Here is a 15,035-nt window from a genome sequence, read left to right as displayed (position 1 = left end):
GATGTTATGTCGACGGTTTCCCGTCTTTACCCCTTGTCCGGTCTGGCCGCTCTGGTGCTGGTGGGATGTAGTAGCCAACCCGCGCAGCCGCTAAAAAAAGGGGAGAAAGCCGTCGATGTGGCGAGCGTGGTGCGCCAGAAAATGCCCGCCAGCGTGAAAGACCGGGACGCATGGGCGCAGGATTTAGCGAAGACGTTTGAAAGCCAGAAGCTGGCGCCGACGGTTGAAAATATCTGTTCGGTGCTGGCGGTCGCGCAACAGGAGTCAAACTATCAGGCGGATCCGGCCGTTCCAAACTTAAGTAAAATCGCCTGGAAAGAGATCGACCGGCGCGCCGAGCGTATGCATATCCCGCAGTTTGTGGTGCATACCGCACTGAAGATTAACTCGCCAACGGGGAAAAGCTACAGCGAGCGTCTGGATACGGTGAAAACGGAAAAACAGCTTAGCGCCATTTTTGATGATTTTATCAATATGGTACCGATGGGGCAGACGCTGTTTGGTTCGCTTAATCCGGTACATACCGGTGGGCCAATGCAGGTCAGTATCGCGTTTGCCGAGCAGCACGCCGACGGGTATCCGTGGAAAATGGCGGGAACAGTTCGTCAGGAAGTGTTCAGCCGCCGCGGTGGGTTGTGGTTCGGTACGTATCATCTGCTTAACTACCCGGCGAATTACAGCGCGCCAATCTTCCGTTTCGCCGATTTCAATGCGGGATGGTATGCCAGCCGCAATGCGGCTTTCCAGAATGCGGTCAGTAAAGCCAGCGGAGTGAAGCTGGCGATGGATGGTGACTTGATTCTCTACGGCAGCAGCGAGCCGGGCAAAACCGAGCTGGCGGTACGTAAACTGGCCGGCAAGCTGGGGATGAGCGAGAGTGAGATCCACCGCCAACTGCAAAAAGGTGACAGTCTGGCTTTTGAAGATACCGCGCTGTACGAGAAGGTCTATAAGCTGGCGGAAGCGAAGACTGGGAAAGCGCTACCCCGTGAAATGCTGCCAGGCATTCAGCTGGAAAGCCCGAAGATTACACGTAATCTGACTACCGCGTGGTTTGCGAAACGGGTGGACGATCGTCGGGCGAAATGTATGGGTCAGTCATCATTATGATGACGGCGGCGCCAGCGCACGAATGCCGCGATGGCGCCAAGAATCAGACTTCCGGCAAGGAAAGGGACCAGCCCAAAAAGGGTACCGACGCCTAAGCCAATTTCAACTCGTGGGCGTCCTGTCTCTTGCATTTGCAACTGCATCAGCTGTTCATAGATGCCGGGAGCGTGGGCCAACAGATTTAAAACCTGCGCGCCTGCCCAAAAGCAAAACAGCACAAATACGGCATACGCAATGTTGCCGGGCAGGGAGGAGGTATCCCGATGCTTGCCCTTAAACAGGGATTTTGAGAGCGTAAAATCAGCCATAAAGACCTCCGGAAATAACCTGCTTTTTTTGACGTGATGCCTGGAACTGACAGTGAGTCTGACAGGTGATCGGCAATGTCAATATCAGAATGATGGTAATTTCAGGTAGAGATTATTCCTGGATCTCGGTTTTTTGCTGGTTGTCACAATTACGTAACCTTAAGTGAAATTAAGTTACATTTCAGAAATTCCGCACAGGCCACAGACGTCTATGAGGAAATGTGCGAGGATACGCTTTCACGTTGTATTTCCACCGGAGCCGTTATGAACCTGCCTGTTAAAATCCGCCGAGACTGGCACTACTATGCCTTCGCTATTGGGCTTATCTTTATTCTGAACGGTGTGGTCGGTTTACTGGGTTTTGAAGCGCAGGGATGGCAGACCTATGCGGTGGGGTTGGTGACGTGGGTGATTAGCTTTTGGCTGGCTGGATTAATTATCCGTCGCCGCGTGGAAGATGAAGAAGAAGCAAAGGATGCCCAATAGCTATCGATCAGGCATCCAGGCGGGTTTACATACTGGTTTTCAACGCGCTATCCGCCGCATGACGTTCCAGTGCCAGTTCGATCAGGCGAGTGATCAAATCGGTATAGCCTAAGCCGCTCGCCTGCCACAGTTTTGGATACATGCTGATGTTGGTAAAGCCCGGCAGCGTGTTGATCTCATTGATCACAACATCGTTCTCTGCGGTTAAGAAAACGTCCACGCGCGCCATACCGGCGCAGCCCAGCGTCTGATAAGCCTGAATAGCAATGTCGCGGATCTTATCGTTAACTTCCGGTGCGATCGCTGCCGGAACAACCACTTTGGCACCGTTATCGTCAATGTATTTGGTGTCGTAAGCGTAAAAATCACTGTTCAGCACGATCTCGCCACAGGTACTGGCCTGCGGTTGATCGTTGCCCAGCACCGCGCATTCGATCTCGCGGCCCTTGATCCCTTGTTCCACCACGACTTTATGGTCGAATTCAAATGCCAGCGCGACGGCCTGATTGTATTGCGCCTCGCTGGTCACTTTACTGACGCCAACGGACGAGCCCTGGTTGGCTGGTTTCACAAACAGCGGCAGGCCAAGGCGGGATTCCACCTCGGCAAAGCTGATGCGGTTGCGATTGGCACGGGTGAGCGTAATAAATGGCGCGATGTTTAATCCGGCATCGCGCAGTAGACGTTTGGTCACGTCTTTATCCATACAGGCCGCAGAACCCAGGACATCAGAACCGACGAACGGCAGATTCGCCACGCGCAGCATACCCTGCAGAGAGCCATCTTCACCCAACGTGCCGTGTACGATCGGGAAAATAACATCGACCGTTGGCAGTGGCTGACCGTTTTGCGCATCGATCAACTGGTGCTCTTGTTTACCCGGGACCTGAGCCAGGCTGGTCGCGGAAGGACGCAGCGCAATATGCGCTGGATCATCTGAATTGAGCAGATAGTTACTGGCATCGCTAATGTGCCATTGCCCTTGCTTATCAATACCTAACAGCACAACGTCAAAGCGAGTCTTGTCGATGGCATCGACAATATTTTTTGCCGATTGCAATGACACTTCATGTTCCGCTGATTTACCACCAAATACGATTCCTACCCGCAACTTTGCCATCTTAAAAACCCATTCCATGAATGCAAAGCACATACATTACCACGACAAAACGCAGGTTTCCTCGGCTTCTGGCAGATTGTTTTGGTGGGCAACAGAGGAACAGATAAGCGCAAACGCGCAGAACGGACGCGGAGCATAAACCCCTGCTGATATTGTGGGGTTGATGTGAGGTATATCACAAATATGATGAGCGGGAAGATAAAATCCTAAACTGTGATATATCGCACCTGTGGACCCTTATTTGGCTAAGTAATTTGTTAAGCTGCTCGCAGTTTTCAGCTACTTATCGTTATGAGTCCCTATGGAATCCTGGAGAGTCAACCTCATTTCCGTATGGTTCGGTTGCTTTTTCACCGGCCTGGCAATCAGCCAAATCCTGCCTTTTTTACCGCTCTATATCTCCCAACTGGGGGTAAGCTCCCATGAAGCACTCTCAATGTGGTCTGGCTTAACGTTTAGCGTCACCTTCCTGATTTCAGCCATCGTCTCTCCGATGTGGGGGAGTTTAGCCGACCGTAAAGGACGCAAGCTGATGCTGCTGCGGGCCTCTTTGGGTATGGCGATTGCGATTTTACTGCAGGCCTTTGCCACTAACGTCTGGCAGCTTTTTCTGCTGCGTGGGGTCATGGGGTTAACGTCTGGCTATATTCCCAATGCGATGGCGCTGGTAGCCTCACAGGTTCCGCGCGAACGCAGCGGGTGGGCGCTGAGTACGCTCTCGACGGCGCAAATTAGCGGCGTTATTGGCGGACCACTGATGGGGGGCTTTATTGCCGACCACGTTGGCTTACGGGCGGTATTCTGTATTACCGCGGCTTTGCTGGTAGTGAGTTTTCTGGTCACGCTGTTCTTAATTAAAGAAGGTGTGCGCCCGACAATCAAAAAAAGCGAACGCCTGAGCGGGAAGGCCGTCTTTGCCTCGCTGCCTTATCCGACGCTGGTGATCAGCCTGTTTTTTACTACGATGGTGATCCAGTTGTGTAACGGCTCAATTGGGCCGATTCTGGCGCTGTTTATTAAATCAATGGTCCCAGACAGTTCTAATATTGCCTTTCTCAGCGGGCTGATTGCTTCGGTTCCGGGCATCTCGGCGCTGATTTCTGCGCCCCGGCTAGGTAAATTAGGCGATCGTATTGGGACCGAGCGGATTTTAATGGCAACGTTAATCTTCGCCGTCGTGTTGTTTTTCGCCATGTCATGGGTCACTACGCCGTTGCAGTTGGGGATCTTACGTTTTCTGCTCGGCTTTGCCGACGGCGCGATGTTGCCCGCGGTGCAGACGCTGCTGGTAAAATACTCCAGCGACCAGATAACCGGGCGCATTTTTGGTTATAACCAGTCATTTATGTACCTCGGCAACGTAGCCGGGCCATTAATGGGGGCAACAGTTTCGGCAATGGCGGGCTTTCGCTGGGTGTTTATTGCCACGGCGAGCATTGTGCTTATCAACATCTGGCAACTGGCTATCGCGTTGCGACGTCGGCGCTGCGCACGCTGAGTACCTGATTAACAACGCTGCCAGTCAGCGTTGTTAATCCATCATTATGCATTTATATATCCAGGTGATTATTAATCACCTTACCCTTTTATATGGAATAATTCTGCGCTAAGACTCCTTCTCCCTTATTTTGTGTTGTGATTGTTTTCGCAAAACGTTTTATTTCTTATGAAAATACAACTTTCATCCACTAGGCAGTTGTGAGTCTTAATGATAACGTGGCCTATATTTGGTTAAGGGAATACGTAAATGAAAAATCTCGTTACTGAGTTGTTACTTAAGCTCGCCCAAAAAGAAGAAGAGTCGCAAGAACTGACGGCGCAGGTTGAAACGCTGGAGCAGGTAATCATCGAAATGCTGCGCAATATGACGTGTAACGATCGGCAAATATTTATTCGCCAAATTGAGGGGGCTTTGGCTGGAGAAGGCCGTATGCCTGCGTTTCTGACCAACGTTCATAACACTGGCGAGAGTGTGCCAAAAGCGTTTTGAGTAATCCGTGGTGCGTCATCCACAAATTATCATAAAAGTGTCACATCAAATACTTATAGTCGCTTTGTTTTAATTTTACCGTATTTATACATGGAGAAAATAAAGTGAAACAAAGCGCACTCGCTATTGCCCTGTTACCTTTGCTGTTTACCCCGGTTATTAATGCAGAAACCTCTGCCATAGCGGTTATGGATAATCGTGCCGCTCAGGGTGATATCACCACGCCGGGCGGCGCCCGCCGATTGTCTGCCGATCAAACGGCGGCTCTGCGCGAATCTCTGAGCGATAAACCTGCCAAAAATATTATTTTATTGATTGGCGATGGGATGGGTGACTCAGAAATAACGGCCGCGCGAAATTATGCCGAAGGCGCAGGCGGCTTTTTTAAAGGAATTGATGCTTTACCGTTGACCGGACAATACACGCACTATGCGTTGGATAAGAAAACGGGTAAACCCGATTATGTGACGGATTCTGCGGCATCCGCGACGGCGTGGACCACCGGTGTGAAAACCTATAATGGCGCGCTGGGCGTTGATATTCATGAAAAAGATCACGCCACAATTCTTGAAATGGCAAAAGCGGCGGGGCTGGCGACGGGCAACGTTTCTACCGCTGAATTGCAGGATGCTACTCCGGCGGCGCTGGTTGCCCATGTGACTTCGCGTAAGTGCTATGGCCCAGGCGTGACACGTGAAAAATGCCCAACCAATGCGCTGGAAAAAGGCGGTAAAGGGTCAATCACCGAACAATTACTGAATGCCCGGGCTGACGTTACGCTGGGCGGCGGGGCCAAAACGTTTGCGGAAACCGCTGCGGCGGGCGAGTGGCAGGGTAAAACGTTGCGTGAACAAGCCCTGGCCCGTGGTTATCAGATGGTGAGTGATACCGCGACGCTGGCGGCGATTACCGAAGCTAATCAGGATAAACCGCTGCTGGGCCTGTTCTCTGACGGCAATATGCCCGTGCGCTGGGAAGGTCCGAAAGCGTCTTATCATGGCAATCTGGATAAGCCGGTTGTGACCTGTACGCCAAATCCAAAGCGTGACGACAGCGTGCCAACGCTGGCGCAGATGACGGATAAAGCGATTGAGCTGTTAAGCAAAAATGAGAAAGGTTTCTTCCTGCAAGTGGAAGGGGCGTCAATCGATAAACAGGACCACGCCGCCAACCCGTGCGGACAGATTGGCGAAACGGTCGATCTGGACGAAGCGGTACAGCGCGCGCTTGCCTTTGCGAAGAAAGATGGCAACACCCTGGTGGTGGTAACCGCTGACCACGCACATGCCAGCCAGATTGTCGCGCCGGATACCAAAGCACCAGGCCTGACCCAGGCGCTGAACACCAAAGATGGCGCGGTCATGGTCATCAGCTACGGCAACTCTGAAGAGGAATCTCAGGAGCACACCGGCAGCCAGCTGCGAATTGCAGCCTATGGCCCGCACGCGGCGAATGTGGTCGGCCTGACCGATCAAACCGACCTGTTTTACACCATGAAAGCGGCGTTAGGACTGAAATAACCCGACGCCCGGCGGCAATACTTTTGCCGCCGGGTGGTATTTTTATCGTTAGCAGCCAAACTTACCTGTGTGTTGTCGTTCAGAAAAGAAGGATGCTATGAAAATTACATTATTAATGACGCTGCTTTTTGGTCTGATTTTTTTAACTACCGTCGGTGCTGCCGAGAAGACTTTAACCCCGCAACAACAGCGTATGACCACCTGCAATCAGCAGGCAACGGCGCAGACCTTAAAAGGGGATGCGCGTAAGACATATATGAGTGATTGCCTGAAAAACAGTAAATCTGCGCCGGAGGAAAAGAGCCTGACGCCGCAGCAGCAAAAAATGCGTGAATGTAACGTTAAGGCGACGGAGCAGTCTCTGAAAGGTGATGATCGTAATAAATTTATGAGCGCTTGCCTGAAGAAATCTGCGTAGCACTTACGGGTGAGCAGGTAAAATCGCTCACCCGAAATATCATACTTCCGCCACCAGACCCCTTCCTATAATTTGGGAAATTTGTTTCAGAATATTCCCAAATACAATGAATGATGAAAACTTTTATCAAAAGAAGGTCGTCCCGAATGAAGCATTTTTATCGCTTCATCAAAATGACCACCAACGTTCCGGTCTGCGATTCGCCCGACGAATCAGGCTGCCGCGAGCGGTGGGATTGGGGGGAATGTTTTTCCCTATCGCGTCGGTATTAGTTGCTCAGCCCATTACCGGTGGCTGGTGGCTATTACTGGTGGGATGGGCGTTTGTCTGGCCGCATTTGGCCTGGCAGTTGGCCAGCAAAGCCGACGATCCTCTGCATAGCGAATTTACCAACTTAAAAGCCGATGCCATTCTTGCCGGTATGTGGATAGGGATTATGGGCGTAAACCTGTTGCCATCCACGGCGCTGCTGATGATTATCTGCATCAACCTGATGGGCGCAGGCGGGATGCGAATATTCATCGCAGGCGCCGTTTTGATGATGGTTTCATGCCTGGTGACGTTACAGTTAACCGATATCTCCGTCGCTTTTAGCAGTACTCAACTTAGCGTGCTATTGACGCTGCCGGTGCTGGTGATTTATCCGCTGCTGTTTGCCTGGGTCAGCTACCAGACGGTCATCAAGCTGGCGGAACATAAACGCCGTTTACAGGTGATGAGTACGCGAGATGGCATGACTGGGGTGTACAACCGCCGCCATTGGGAACTGTTACTGCGTAATGAATTTGATAATTGCCGCCGCTACCAGCGTGACGCCACGTTACTGATTATCGATATCGACCATTTTAAGAGCATTAATGATACCTGGGGTCATGACGTTGGGGATCAGGCGATTGTCGCGCTGACCCGCCAGTTGCAGATGACCTTACGCGGTAGCGACGTGATCGGGCGCTTTGGCGGTGATGAGTTTGCGGTGATTATGTGCGGCACGCCGGCAACCAGCGCGATTGCGGCGATGTCTCGCGTTCACGAACGACTTGGCCAACTGCGTTTATCCTGCGCGCCGCAGGTTGCTCTGCGGATCAGCGTGGGCGTTGCGCCGCTGACCGCAGAAACCGAGCATTATCGAGAATGGTTAAAGTCGGCGGATATGGCGCTCTACAAAGCAAAGAATTCCGGACGTAACCGCACTGAGGCGGCGGCCTGACGTCCGGCGGTGTTAACTCAGGAGCGGCTGAGTTTTTCCGACTGCTCCATGCACTTAATCATCGCTTCAATCACTGATGAACGAAAACCTCGTTCTTCCAGGACGCGTACCGCTTCAATGGTGGTTCCACCAGGCGAGCACACCATATCCTTCAGTTCTCCGGGATGTTTACCCGTATCCAGCACCATCTTCGCCGAACCCATTACTGCCTGCGCCGCGAATTTATAAGCTTGCGCGCGAGGCATGCCACCCTGCACGGCGGCGTCCGCCATCGCTTCAATAAACATAAACACATAAGCCGGGGCTGAACCACTGACGCCAACGACCGGATGAATCATTGCCTCCGCAATGACTTCCGCTTCGCCAAAGCAGCGGAAGATATTCAGCACGTCGGCGGTGTCTTCTGGCGTGACTAAGGCGTTCGGTGTGACGGAAGTCATTCCGGCATTCACCAGTGACGGCGTGTTTGGCATCGCGCGAATGATTTTACGGTCATGGCCTAGCGCGCGGGCGAGCTGATCGAGGGTGACGCCAGCGGCAATCGAGACGACCAGGGAGTCTTTGTTCAGGCTGGAGGTAATTTCGCTCAGCACTTTAATCATGATGCCTGGTTTTACGGCCCCAAAAACAATGTCAGCGATTTGCGCGACCTCTTGCGCAGACTGCGCCGCATTAATACCGTACTGGTCGTGCAATGCAGCGACTTTATCGGGGGAAGGGGTGTAGACCCAGATTTGTCCGGGGAGAACCTGGCCGCTGGCGATCATGCCGCCAAGTATCGCTTTGCCCATATTACCGCAGCCGATAAAACCGATTTTCTTGTCCATTTTGTCACTCCCTATGCGTGATATTCATTGTTTTACCTGGGAAAGCTAAGCTTAGCGCGGATTGAATACGTGCAGAAGGATAAACAGCACTTTGCCTGCAAGTAAAAGCACGCGACAATGTGCAACTGCACATCAGTGGGGAGAAATTATGACAATATGGGTGGATGCCGATGCGTGTCCGAATGTGATTAAAGATATTTTGTACCGCGCTTCTGAACGCATGCAGATGCCGCTTATTTTGGTAGCCAACCAAAGTTTGCGCGTCCCGTCTTCGCGGTTTATCCGCACATTACGTGTTCCCGCCGGGTTTGACGTGGCGGATAACGAGATTGTACGTCAGTGTAGTGCCGGTGATTTAGTGATAACGGCGGATATCCCGCTGGCGGCAGAAGTCATTGAAAAAGGTGCGGCGGCGCTTAATCCGCGCGGTGAACGTTATACCGAAGCCACGATCCGTGAGCGTCTGATGATGCGTGATTTTATGGATACGCTACGCGCCAGCGGTATTCAGACCGGCGGGCCGGACAGTCTTTCACCACGAGACAGGCAGCATTTTGCTGCTGAGCTTGATAAGTGGTGGCTGGAAGTACAGCGCAGAAAATAAAGAATGTAATTTATTATTTACACTTTATTCATGGTGAATTCTTGTTATAGTAGGGATTAATAGGTACTGCTACCCTATATGTAATTTTTTCTTTACGTTTTGGCGATGTACTAGTTTGGTGATATGATTATATCTTTAACCGCATCAGATCCCGCTCGCTCGCGGCTCCCTGGGGAATTTCTGTAATGACGCAACCTCTTTATCTTGTCGGCCCCCGGGGGTGTGGTAAGACAACTACCGGTATGGCGCTGGCGAAGGCTATCGATTTCCAGTTTGTCGATACCGATCGCTGGTTGCAATCGCACGTGCAGATGACCGTGGCGGAGATCGTCGAAAGGGAAGGATGGGAAGGGTTTCGTGCCCAGGAGACGAGCGCTCTGCAGGCCGTCACAGCCCCGGCAACGGTTGTTGCGACCGGCGGCGGCATCATTCTTACCGAATTTAATCGTCATTACATGCGCAGCCACGGCGTGGTTATCTATTTAAGCGCACCGGTATCAGTACTGGTTGATCGTCTGGAGGCCACGCCTGAAGAGGCATTGCGCCCAACCTTAACCGGTAAGCCGTTGACTGAAGAGGTGCAGGAAGTGCTCGCCCAGCGCGATGTTCTGTACCGTGAAGCTGCGCACTACATCGTTGATGCCACCCATAAACCTGCGCAGGTGGTGGAAGACATTCTTGAGATACTGGCGCAGGCAGCGCCACGGTTACAGGGCGGTGTCTATACTTAATGTTCATCCAGTGAAAAGGAAGAACTATGCCGACAAAACCACCTTACCCACGTCAAGCGAACATTGTTACGGTTGAAAAGGGGACGCCAGGCCAGACGGTAACCTGGTATCAACTTCGAGCCGATCACCCTAAACCGAATACGTTGATCAGTGAGCATCCTTCTGCGCAGGAAGCCATGGATGCCAAAAAACGCTACGAAGACCCCGATAAAACCTGATATTAAGCACCGTCCTGGCACGAGTCTGAAAAGTGCCAGGACGGGCGTTCATCACATTTTCTTAAATTTCGCCGTATACCGTTAAAATTGAAAATTAAGCAATAACAATCCAGTACCGGAATGATTTGGAATCTTTACACAATACACCGCCGATCAGCTGCTACGCTTTTGAGCATTTGTAGCGCAGGTCAGCGCCCGGCACTTGCCCGGGATTTCACAGCAAAGTAAGAAGACGGTGGAGCAACAAATGAGTGCGTCGTTGGCTATCCTCACGATTGGCGTGGTGCCGATGTGTGAGGTGTTACCGCTCCTGACGGAATATATCGATGAACAGCACATTACTCACCACAGTCTGCTTGGACAGATGCGGCGAGAAGATGTGATGGCTGAGTATGGCGTTTCGCCCGGTGACGAGCCTTTATTAACGCTGCTCAGCGACCACCAACTTGCGCATGTCTCACGCCAGAAGGTAGAGCGCTCGCTGCAAAGTATCGTGGAGGTGCTGGATAACCAGGGCTTTGACGTGATCCTGCTGATGAGTACCGCCTCAATCGCTCGCCTGACCGCCCGCAATAGTATTCTGCTGGAGCCGTTACGTATTATCCCCCCGCTGGTGGCCTCGATTGTCGATGGGCATCAGGTCGGGGTTATTGTCCCCGTCACCGAATTGCTCAAAGCCCAGACGCAAAAATGGCAGGTGTTACAAACTCCACCAGTGTATGCCGTGGCGAATCCGATCGAAGGTACCGAACAACAATTAATTGATGCCGGGAAAGAACTACTGGAGCAAGGCGCGGATGTGATCATGCTGGATTGTCTGGGGTTCAATCAACGCCATCGTGATTTACTGCAAAAATCGCTGGATGTCCCGGTTCTTCTGTCTAATGTGTTGATTGCCCGACTGGCTTCGGAGCTGTTGGCGTAATTTTACGTGACAGGTGGAACGTCAGCCCCCTATATTGGTTCTCAACTTAATCACGAGATAGGGCCAGTTGTATGCTTCAAAGTAATGAATACTTTTCCGGCAAAGTAAAATCGATCGGTTTTACCAGCAGCAGTACTGGCCGCGCCAGTGTTGGCGTGATGGCTGAAGGCGAATATACCTTTAGTACTGCGGCGCCTGAAGAGATGACTGTCGTTAGCGGCGCACTGAACGTGCTGCTGCCGGGGGAAACCGAGTGGAAGGTGTATGCCGCAGGGGACGTGTTCAACGTACCGGGCAACAGCGAGTTTCATCTGCAGGTGGCAGAGCCAACATCCTATCTTTGCCGCTATCTGTAAGCATAGAAATGACGAATGGCGACATTATGCCGCCATTCGGTAAGTACGGCTTAACGTTGCGCTTCGCCGCCTAATCCTTCCACCAGACTTTTAATCAGCGCCGCCAGTTCACCCGTCATCAGGATGAAATCGGCATCAAAACGCTGAGCATAATCTTCGCGGTCAATATCTTCGTTCTGATCGCGCAGCTCGTCGCTAAACTTCAAACGCTTAATCGAGCCGTCGTCACACATCACGAACTGAATGCGCTGCTGCCAGTCGAGGGCCAGTTTGGTGACCAGTTTGCCCGCTTCGATATGCACGGCGATTTCGTCGCAGACCAGATCCTGCTTTTTCGCGCGGATCACGCCGCCGTCTTCAAGGATCGCTTTTAGTTCAGCTTCATCCAGTAACTGGAATCCCTGTGCCGTTGTACCGGAACGAACCCATTCTGTCAGCGTCAGCTCAATGGGGTTTTCCATCGTCAGCGGAACGACCGGCAGCGAACCGAGACTCTTACGCAGCAGCGCCAGCGTATCTTCGGCTTTCTTCGCACTCGCGCAATCAACCATGATCAGATCGTTGACGGTATCGATCCACATCATCGTCTGGCTGAAACGGCTAAAGGCGCGCGGCAGCAATGAGTGCAGAACTTCATCTTTCAGCGAGTCTTTTTCGGTCTTCTTGAGTTTGCGACCTTGCTCAGCTTCCAGTTTGAAAATTTTGGCTTCCAGCGCCTGTTTGATAACCGGCGACGGCAGAATTTTTTCTTCTTTGCGGGCGCAGATAATAATTTGGCCATTGGCGGTATGCGTTAATGCATCGCTGTGCGATCCCATCGGCGGAACCCAGCCCATTTTTGCCATATCCTGGCTACCGCAAGGGGTGAACGTCATTGATGCCAGCTGTTTTTCCATCTCTTCGGCACGCAAAGAAACATCGCGGCTAAGACGGTAAACCATTAAATTTTTGAACCACAGCATGATAATTTCCACGGCCTTGTCGTTAAATCCAGCGGGCATGATAGCGAATTGTCGCTATGCTTGCATTGTTAATCGGGAAGAGGAGCAAACAGTGCGTATAGGTATCGATTTAGGCGGTACGAAAACGGAAGTTATCGCGCTTGGCGATGCAGGCGAACAGCTTTTTCGCCATCGCCTGCCCACGCCGCGTGATGATTATCGGCAAACGATAGAAACCATCGCCGCGCTGGTGGAGATGGCGGAAAAGGCCACCGGGCAGTCGGGAACCGTCGGGATGGGCATTCCCGGTTCAATTTCGCCTTACACCGGAGTGGTGAAGAATGCCAACTCGACCTGGCTTAACGGGCAACCTTTTGACAAAGACCTGAGTACGCGTCTGAATCGCGAAGTGCGGCTGGCAAATGATGCCAACTGCCTGGCGGTTTCTGAAGCCGTTGATGGTGCAGCGGCGGGGGAGCAAACCGTGTTTGCGGTGATTATCGGTACAGGATGTGGCGCAGGAGTGGCGCTGAACGGCCGGGCGCACACGGGCGGGAACGGTACTGCGGGCGAGTGGGGGCATAATCCGCTGCCGTGGATGGACGAAGACGAACTGCGTTATCGGCAGGAAGTGCCCTGCTATTGCGGCAAGCAAGGCTGCATTGAAACCTTCATTTCCGGAACCGGTTTTGCCACCGACTACCAGCGTCTGAGCGGTAAGTCGCTCAAGGGCAGTGAAATTATCAGTCTTGTTAATGCCCGGGATGCCCAGGCCGAACAGGCGTTGAGTCGGTACGAGCTGCGTCTGGCAAAATCACTGGCACATGTGGTGAATATTCTCGATCCGGATGTAATCGTGCTGGGCGGTGGAATGAGCAATGTCGACCGACTGTATCAAAACGTGCCAACGTTGATTAAACAGTTTGTTTTTGGCGGTGAGTGCGAAACGCCTCTACGCAAGGCGCTGCACGGTGACTCCAGCGGTGTGCGCGGCGCGGCCTGGTTGTGGCCGCAGGAGTAATATTCGCGTTGCCGGGTAGCGCAGAAGCTATCCGGCAGCGGGAGTCATCCGGGATACGCTGCGCTTCAGGCGACCGTAGAGCAGCAGCGACGACATTGCAGAAAACGACAGCAGCGCCGCCGGCAACGTCACGTAGTTGTAGGCAAAGCCCAGCGTCAGCATCATACCACCGCACCAGGCGCCAATCGCGCTGCCGAGATTAAAGGCAATTTGCCCCCCAGCCGCACCCAGCAGCTCACCCCCTTTAGCATTTTGCAGCAGCAAAATTTGCAGCGGCGCCGACAGGGCAAACAGGCCCGCGCAGCAAATAAAGGCGAAGATCAGCGACGCGGCTTTGATCCCGCCAAAGGCAAAGAGCAGCAGCAGAGCCAGCACAATTACAAAGTCGGTTATTACCGCAATACGCAGCGGCGTATAGCGGCCAGAAAGGCGACCGCTCAGCAGATTTCCCAACACCATCCCCAATCCCACCAGCATCATGATGAAGGTCATCAGCGCTTCGGAAAAGCCGGAGATGAACATCATGTACGGTTTGACGTAGCTGAACCAGGCGAAAACCCCGGCGTTACCAAACATGGTGGCGGAAAAGATGAGCCACGGGGCGGGGGTTTTCAAAAAGTGAAATTGTTCGCGCAGTTTCCCTTTTGCTTCATCGCTGATGTTGGGTACCCAAAAAGTTATCGAGACCATCACGGCGATATTAAAGACGGCTATCAGCAGAAACGTGTAGCGCCAGCTAAATTCCTGGCTCAGCCAGGTGCCGATGGGAATGCCAATCAGATTAGCAACGGTCATACCCGAAACCATGCCCGCGACGGCGGCGGTGACTTTTCCCGGACGGGCCAGCTTCGACAGGATAATCGCGCCAACGCCAAAAAACGCGCCGTGTGGAAAGCCGGAAACCAGCCTGCCCACCGCCAACATTAAATATGAGGAGGAGAGGGTGAAGATGGCGTTGCCGATCACGCACAGCGTGACCAGAAACAGCAGAATGTGCTTGAGCGAAAAACGATTGGAAAAGAGCGCAATAATAGGCGCGCCCAGCACCACGCCAAAGGCGTAAAACGAAATCATATGGCCAGCGGCAGGGATGGAAATTCCCACGTCCCGCGCCAGCTCGGTGAGTACACCCATGATGCCAAACTCGGCCATGCCCAGCCCAAATGTCCCCAGAGCTAAAGAGAAAATGACTTTTTTCATACCACCTGCCAACAAGAAAGACGCACGATGTGCGCCATAGCGGCGAACGTTCG

The 15,035-nt window shown here is 52.5% G+C and carries 18 protein-coding genes; 13 read left to right on the top strand and 5 right to left on the bottom strand.

Features of this window, described 5'->3' with window-relative positions; genetic code table 11:
- The first annotated feature begins 6 nt into the window (after positions 1-6).
- Positions 7-1,110 carry a DUF1615 domain-containing protein gene (locus tag HV229_RS19230; RefSeq protein WP_019076139.1) on the top strand — a complete coding sequence of 368 codons (1,104 nt, stop codon included), beginning with the start codon at positions 7-9 and terminating at the stop codon, positions 1,108-1,110.
- Here HV229_RS19230 and HV229_RS19225 read toward each other — a convergent pair.
- Positions 1,095-1,418 carry a DUF2755 family protein gene (locus HV229_RS19225; protein WP_016151998.1) on the bottom strand — a complete coding sequence of 108 codons (324 nt, stop codon included), beginning with the start codon at positions 1,416-1,418 and terminating at the stop codon, positions 1,095-1,097. The genes HV229_RS19230 and HV229_RS19225 overlap by 16 nt on opposite strands.
- Before the next feature lie 264 nt (positions 1,419-1,682).
- Between HV229_RS19225 and HV229_RS19220 the strand changes: the two genes are divergently transcribed.
- On the top strand, positions 1,683-1,904 hold the full coding sequence (locus tag HV229_RS19220; protein ID WP_019076140.1) for a DUF2754 domain-containing protein: 222 nt from the start codon (positions 1,683-1,685) through the stop codon (positions 1,902-1,904).
- Positions 1,905-1,929: 25 nt separating this feature from the next.
- Here HV229_RS19220 and ddlA read toward each other — a convergent pair whose 3' ends face one another.
- Positions 1,930-3,024 carry a D-alanine--D-alanine ligase gene (gene ddlA, locus HV229_RS19215; protein ID WP_101700605.1) on the bottom strand — a complete coding sequence of 365 codons (1,095 nt, stop codon included), beginning with the start codon at positions 3,022-3,024 and terminating at the stop codon, positions 1,930-1,932.
- A 301-nt stretch (positions 3,025-3,325) separates the two neighbouring features.
- On the opposite strand from ddlA, the gene HV229_RS19210 reads away from it, so the two are divergent.
- The 5 genes from HV229_RS19210 (at position 3,326) to adrA (ending at position 8,159) form a co-directional block, all read left to right on the top strand.
- Positions 3,326-4,522: a multidrug efflux MFS transporter gene (locus HV229_RS19210; RefSeq protein WP_047416930.1), complete on the top strand. Its 1,197-nt coding sequence runs from the start codon at positions 3,326-3,328 to the stop codon at positions 4,520-4,522.
- A 249-nt stretch (positions 4,523-4,771) separates the two neighbouring features.
- Positions 4,772-5,014: a sigma-S stabilization anti-adapter protein IraP gene (locus HV229_RS19205; RefSeq protein ID WP_249417767.1), complete on the top strand. Its 243-nt coding sequence runs from the start codon at positions 4,772-4,774 to the stop codon at positions 5,012-5,014.
- A 104-nt stretch (positions 5,015-5,118) separates the two neighbouring features.
- Positions 5,119-6,534, top strand: coding sequence for an alkaline phosphatase (phoA, locus tag HV229_RS19200; RefSeq protein WP_019076143.1), 1,416 nt, complete (start codon positions 5,119-5,121; stop codon positions 6,532-6,534).
- A 97-nt stretch (positions 6,535-6,631) separates the two neighbouring features.
- Positions 6,632-6,952, top strand: a complete 321-nt coding sequence (psiF, locus tag HV229_RS19195) for a phosphate starvation-inducible protein PsiF (RefSeq protein ID WP_003830956.1) — start codon at positions 6,632-6,634, stop codon at positions 6,950-6,952.
- A gap of 91 nt (positions 6,953-7,043) precedes the next feature.
- The gene (gene adrA, locus HV229_RS19190) at positions 7,044-8,159 is read left to right on the top strand and encodes a diguanylate cyclase AdrA (protein ID WP_088583121.1); all 1,116 of its coding nucleotides are present in this window, start codon (positions 7,044-7,046) and stop codon (positions 8,157-8,159) included.
- A 17-nt stretch (positions 8,160-8,176) separates the two neighbouring features.
- On the opposite strand, the gene proC is transcribed toward adrA, so the two are convergent.
- Entirely contained in the window at positions 8,177-8,986 is an 810-nt protein-coding gene (gene proC / locus HV229_RS19185; protein WP_016152005.1) for a pyrroline-5-carboxylate reductase, read from the bottom strand.
- A gap of 148 nt (positions 8,987-9,134) precedes the next feature.
- On the opposite strand from proC, the gene HV229_RS19180 reads away from it, so the two are divergent.
- The 5 genes from HV229_RS19180 to ppnP all read left to right on the top strand — a co-directional run bounded on the left by HV229_RS19180 (position 9,135) and on the right by ppnP (position 11,820).
- A complete protein-coding gene (locus HV229_RS19180; RefSeq protein WP_016155837.1) occupies positions 9,135-9,590 on the top strand; it encodes a YaiI/YqxD family protein in 456 nt (151 codons plus the stop codon).
- 185 nt (positions 9,591-9,775) lie between these two features.
- Positions 9,776-10,321, top strand: a complete 546-nt coding sequence (gene aroL, locus HV229_RS19175) for a shikimate kinase AroL (protein WP_049270204.1) — start codon at positions 9,776-9,778, stop codon at positions 10,319-10,321.
- 26 nt (positions 10,322-10,347) lie between these two features.
- Positions 10,348-10,539 carry a protein YaiA gene (gene yaiA, locus HV229_RS19170; RefSeq protein WP_016155839.1) on the top strand — a complete coding sequence of 64 codons (192 nt, stop codon included), beginning with the start codon at positions 10,348-10,350 and terminating at the stop codon, positions 10,537-10,539.
- A gap of 247 nt (positions 10,540-10,786) precedes the next feature.
- Entirely contained in the window at positions 10,787-11,464 is a 678-nt protein-coding gene (locus HV229_RS19165; RefSeq protein WP_016155840.1) for an AroM family protein, read from the top strand.
- A gap of 71 nt (positions 11,465-11,535) precedes the next feature.
- Positions 11,536-11,820, top strand: a complete 285-nt coding sequence (gene ppnP / locus HV229_RS19160; RefSeq protein ID WP_016152010.1) for a pyrimidine/purine nucleoside phosphorylase — start codon at positions 11,536-11,538, stop codon at positions 11,818-11,820.
- A gap of 50 nt (positions 11,821-11,870) precedes the next feature.
- On the opposite strand, the gene rdgC is transcribed toward ppnP, so the two are convergent.
- Positions 11,871-12,782 (bottom strand): recombination-associated protein RdgC, encoded by a 912-nt coding sequence (rdgC, locus tag HV229_RS19155; RefSeq protein WP_003021479.1) that lies wholly within the window; start codon positions 12,780-12,782, stop codon positions 11,871-11,873.
- A gap of 91 nt (positions 12,783-12,873) precedes the next feature.
- Here rdgC and mak point away from each other — a divergent pair, with 91 nt between their 5' ends.
- On the top strand, positions 12,874-13,782 hold the full coding sequence (mak, locus tag HV229_RS19150) for a fructokinase (protein ID WP_181546166.1): 909 nt from the start codon (positions 12,874-12,876) through the stop codon (positions 13,780-13,782).
- 27 nt (positions 13,783-13,809) lie between these two features.
- On the opposite strand, the gene araJ is transcribed toward mak, so the two are convergent.
- Positions 13,810-14,982 (bottom strand): MFS transporter AraJ, encoded by a 1,173-nt coding sequence (gene araJ, locus HV229_RS19145; protein WP_047416924.1) that lies wholly within the window; start codon positions 14,980-14,982, stop codon positions 13,810-13,812.
- Positions 14,983-15,035: the final 53 nt, after the last annotated feature.

The sequence above is a fragment of the Citrobacter sp. RHBSTW-00524 genome, assembly GCF_013747755.1.
Lineage (GTDB): Bacteria > Pseudomonadota > Gammaproteobacteria > Enterobacterales > Enterobacteriaceae > Citrobacter > Citrobacter braakii.
Note: the sequence above shows the minus strand (reverse complement) of the source record. Positions and strands in the feature narration are given on the sequence as shown.

What these genes read in the sequence shown, in the direction of transcription:
- HV229_RS19230 (WP_019076139.1), top strand. Translation starts at nt 7, where the DNA reads ATGTCGACGGTTTCCCGTCTTTACCCCTTGTCCGGTCTGGCCGCTCTG.
- HV229_RS19225 (WP_016151998.1), bottom strand. Translation starts at nt 1,418, where the DNA reads ATGGCTGATTTTACGCTCTCAAAATCCCTGTTTAAGGGCAAGCATCGG.
- HV229_RS19220 (WP_019076140.1), top strand. Translation starts at nt 1,683, where the DNA reads ATGAACCTGCCTGTTAAAATCCGCCGAGACTGGCACTACTATGCCTTC.
- ddlA (WP_101700605.1), bottom strand. Translation starts at nt 3,024, where the DNA reads ATGGCAAAGTTGCGGGTAGGAATCGTATTTGGTGGTAAATCAGCGGAA.
- HV229_RS19210 (WP_047416930.1), top strand. Translation starts at nt 3,326, where the DNA reads ATGGAATCCTGGAGAGTCAACCTCATTTCCGTATGGTTCGGTTGCTTT.
- HV229_RS19205 (WP_249417767.1), top strand. Translation starts at nt 4,772, where the DNA reads ATGAAAAATCTCGTTACTGAGTTGTTACTTAAGCTCGCCCAAAAAGAA.
- psiF (WP_003830956.1), top strand. Translation starts at nt 6,632, where the DNA reads ATGAAAATTACATTATTAATGACGCTGCTTTTTGGTCTGATTTTTTTA.
- proC (WP_016152005.1), bottom strand. Translation starts at nt 8,986, where the DNA reads ATGGACAAGAAAATCGGTTTTATCGGCTGCGGTAATATGGGCAAAGCG.
- HV229_RS19180 (WP_016155837.1), top strand. Translation starts at nt 9,135, where the DNA reads ATGACAATATGGGTGGATGCCGATGCGTGTCCGAATGTGATTAAAGAT.
- aroL (WP_049270204.1), top strand. Translation starts at nt 9,776, where the DNA reads ATGACGCAACCTCTTTATCTTGTCGGCCCCCGGGGGTGTGGTAAGACA.
- yaiA (WP_016155839.1), top strand. Translation starts at nt 10,348, where the DNA reads ATGCCGACAAAACCACCTTACCCACGTCAAGCGAACATTGTTACGGTT.
- HV229_RS19165 (WP_016155840.1), top strand. Translation starts at nt 10,787, where the DNA reads ATGAGTGCGTCGTTGGCTATCCTCACGATTGGCGTGGTGCCGATGTGT.
- ppnP (WP_016152010.1), top strand. Translation starts at nt 11,536, where the DNA reads ATGCTTCAAAGTAATGAATACTTTTCCGGCAAAGTAAAATCGATCGGT.
- rdgC (WP_003021479.1), bottom strand. Translation starts at nt 12,782, where the DNA reads ATGCTGTGGTTCAAAAATTTAATGGTTTACCGTCTTAGCCGCGATGTT.
- araJ (WP_047416924.1), bottom strand. Translation starts at nt 14,982, where the DNA reads ATGAAAAAAGTCATTTTCTCTTTAGCTCTGGGGACATTTGGGCTGGGC.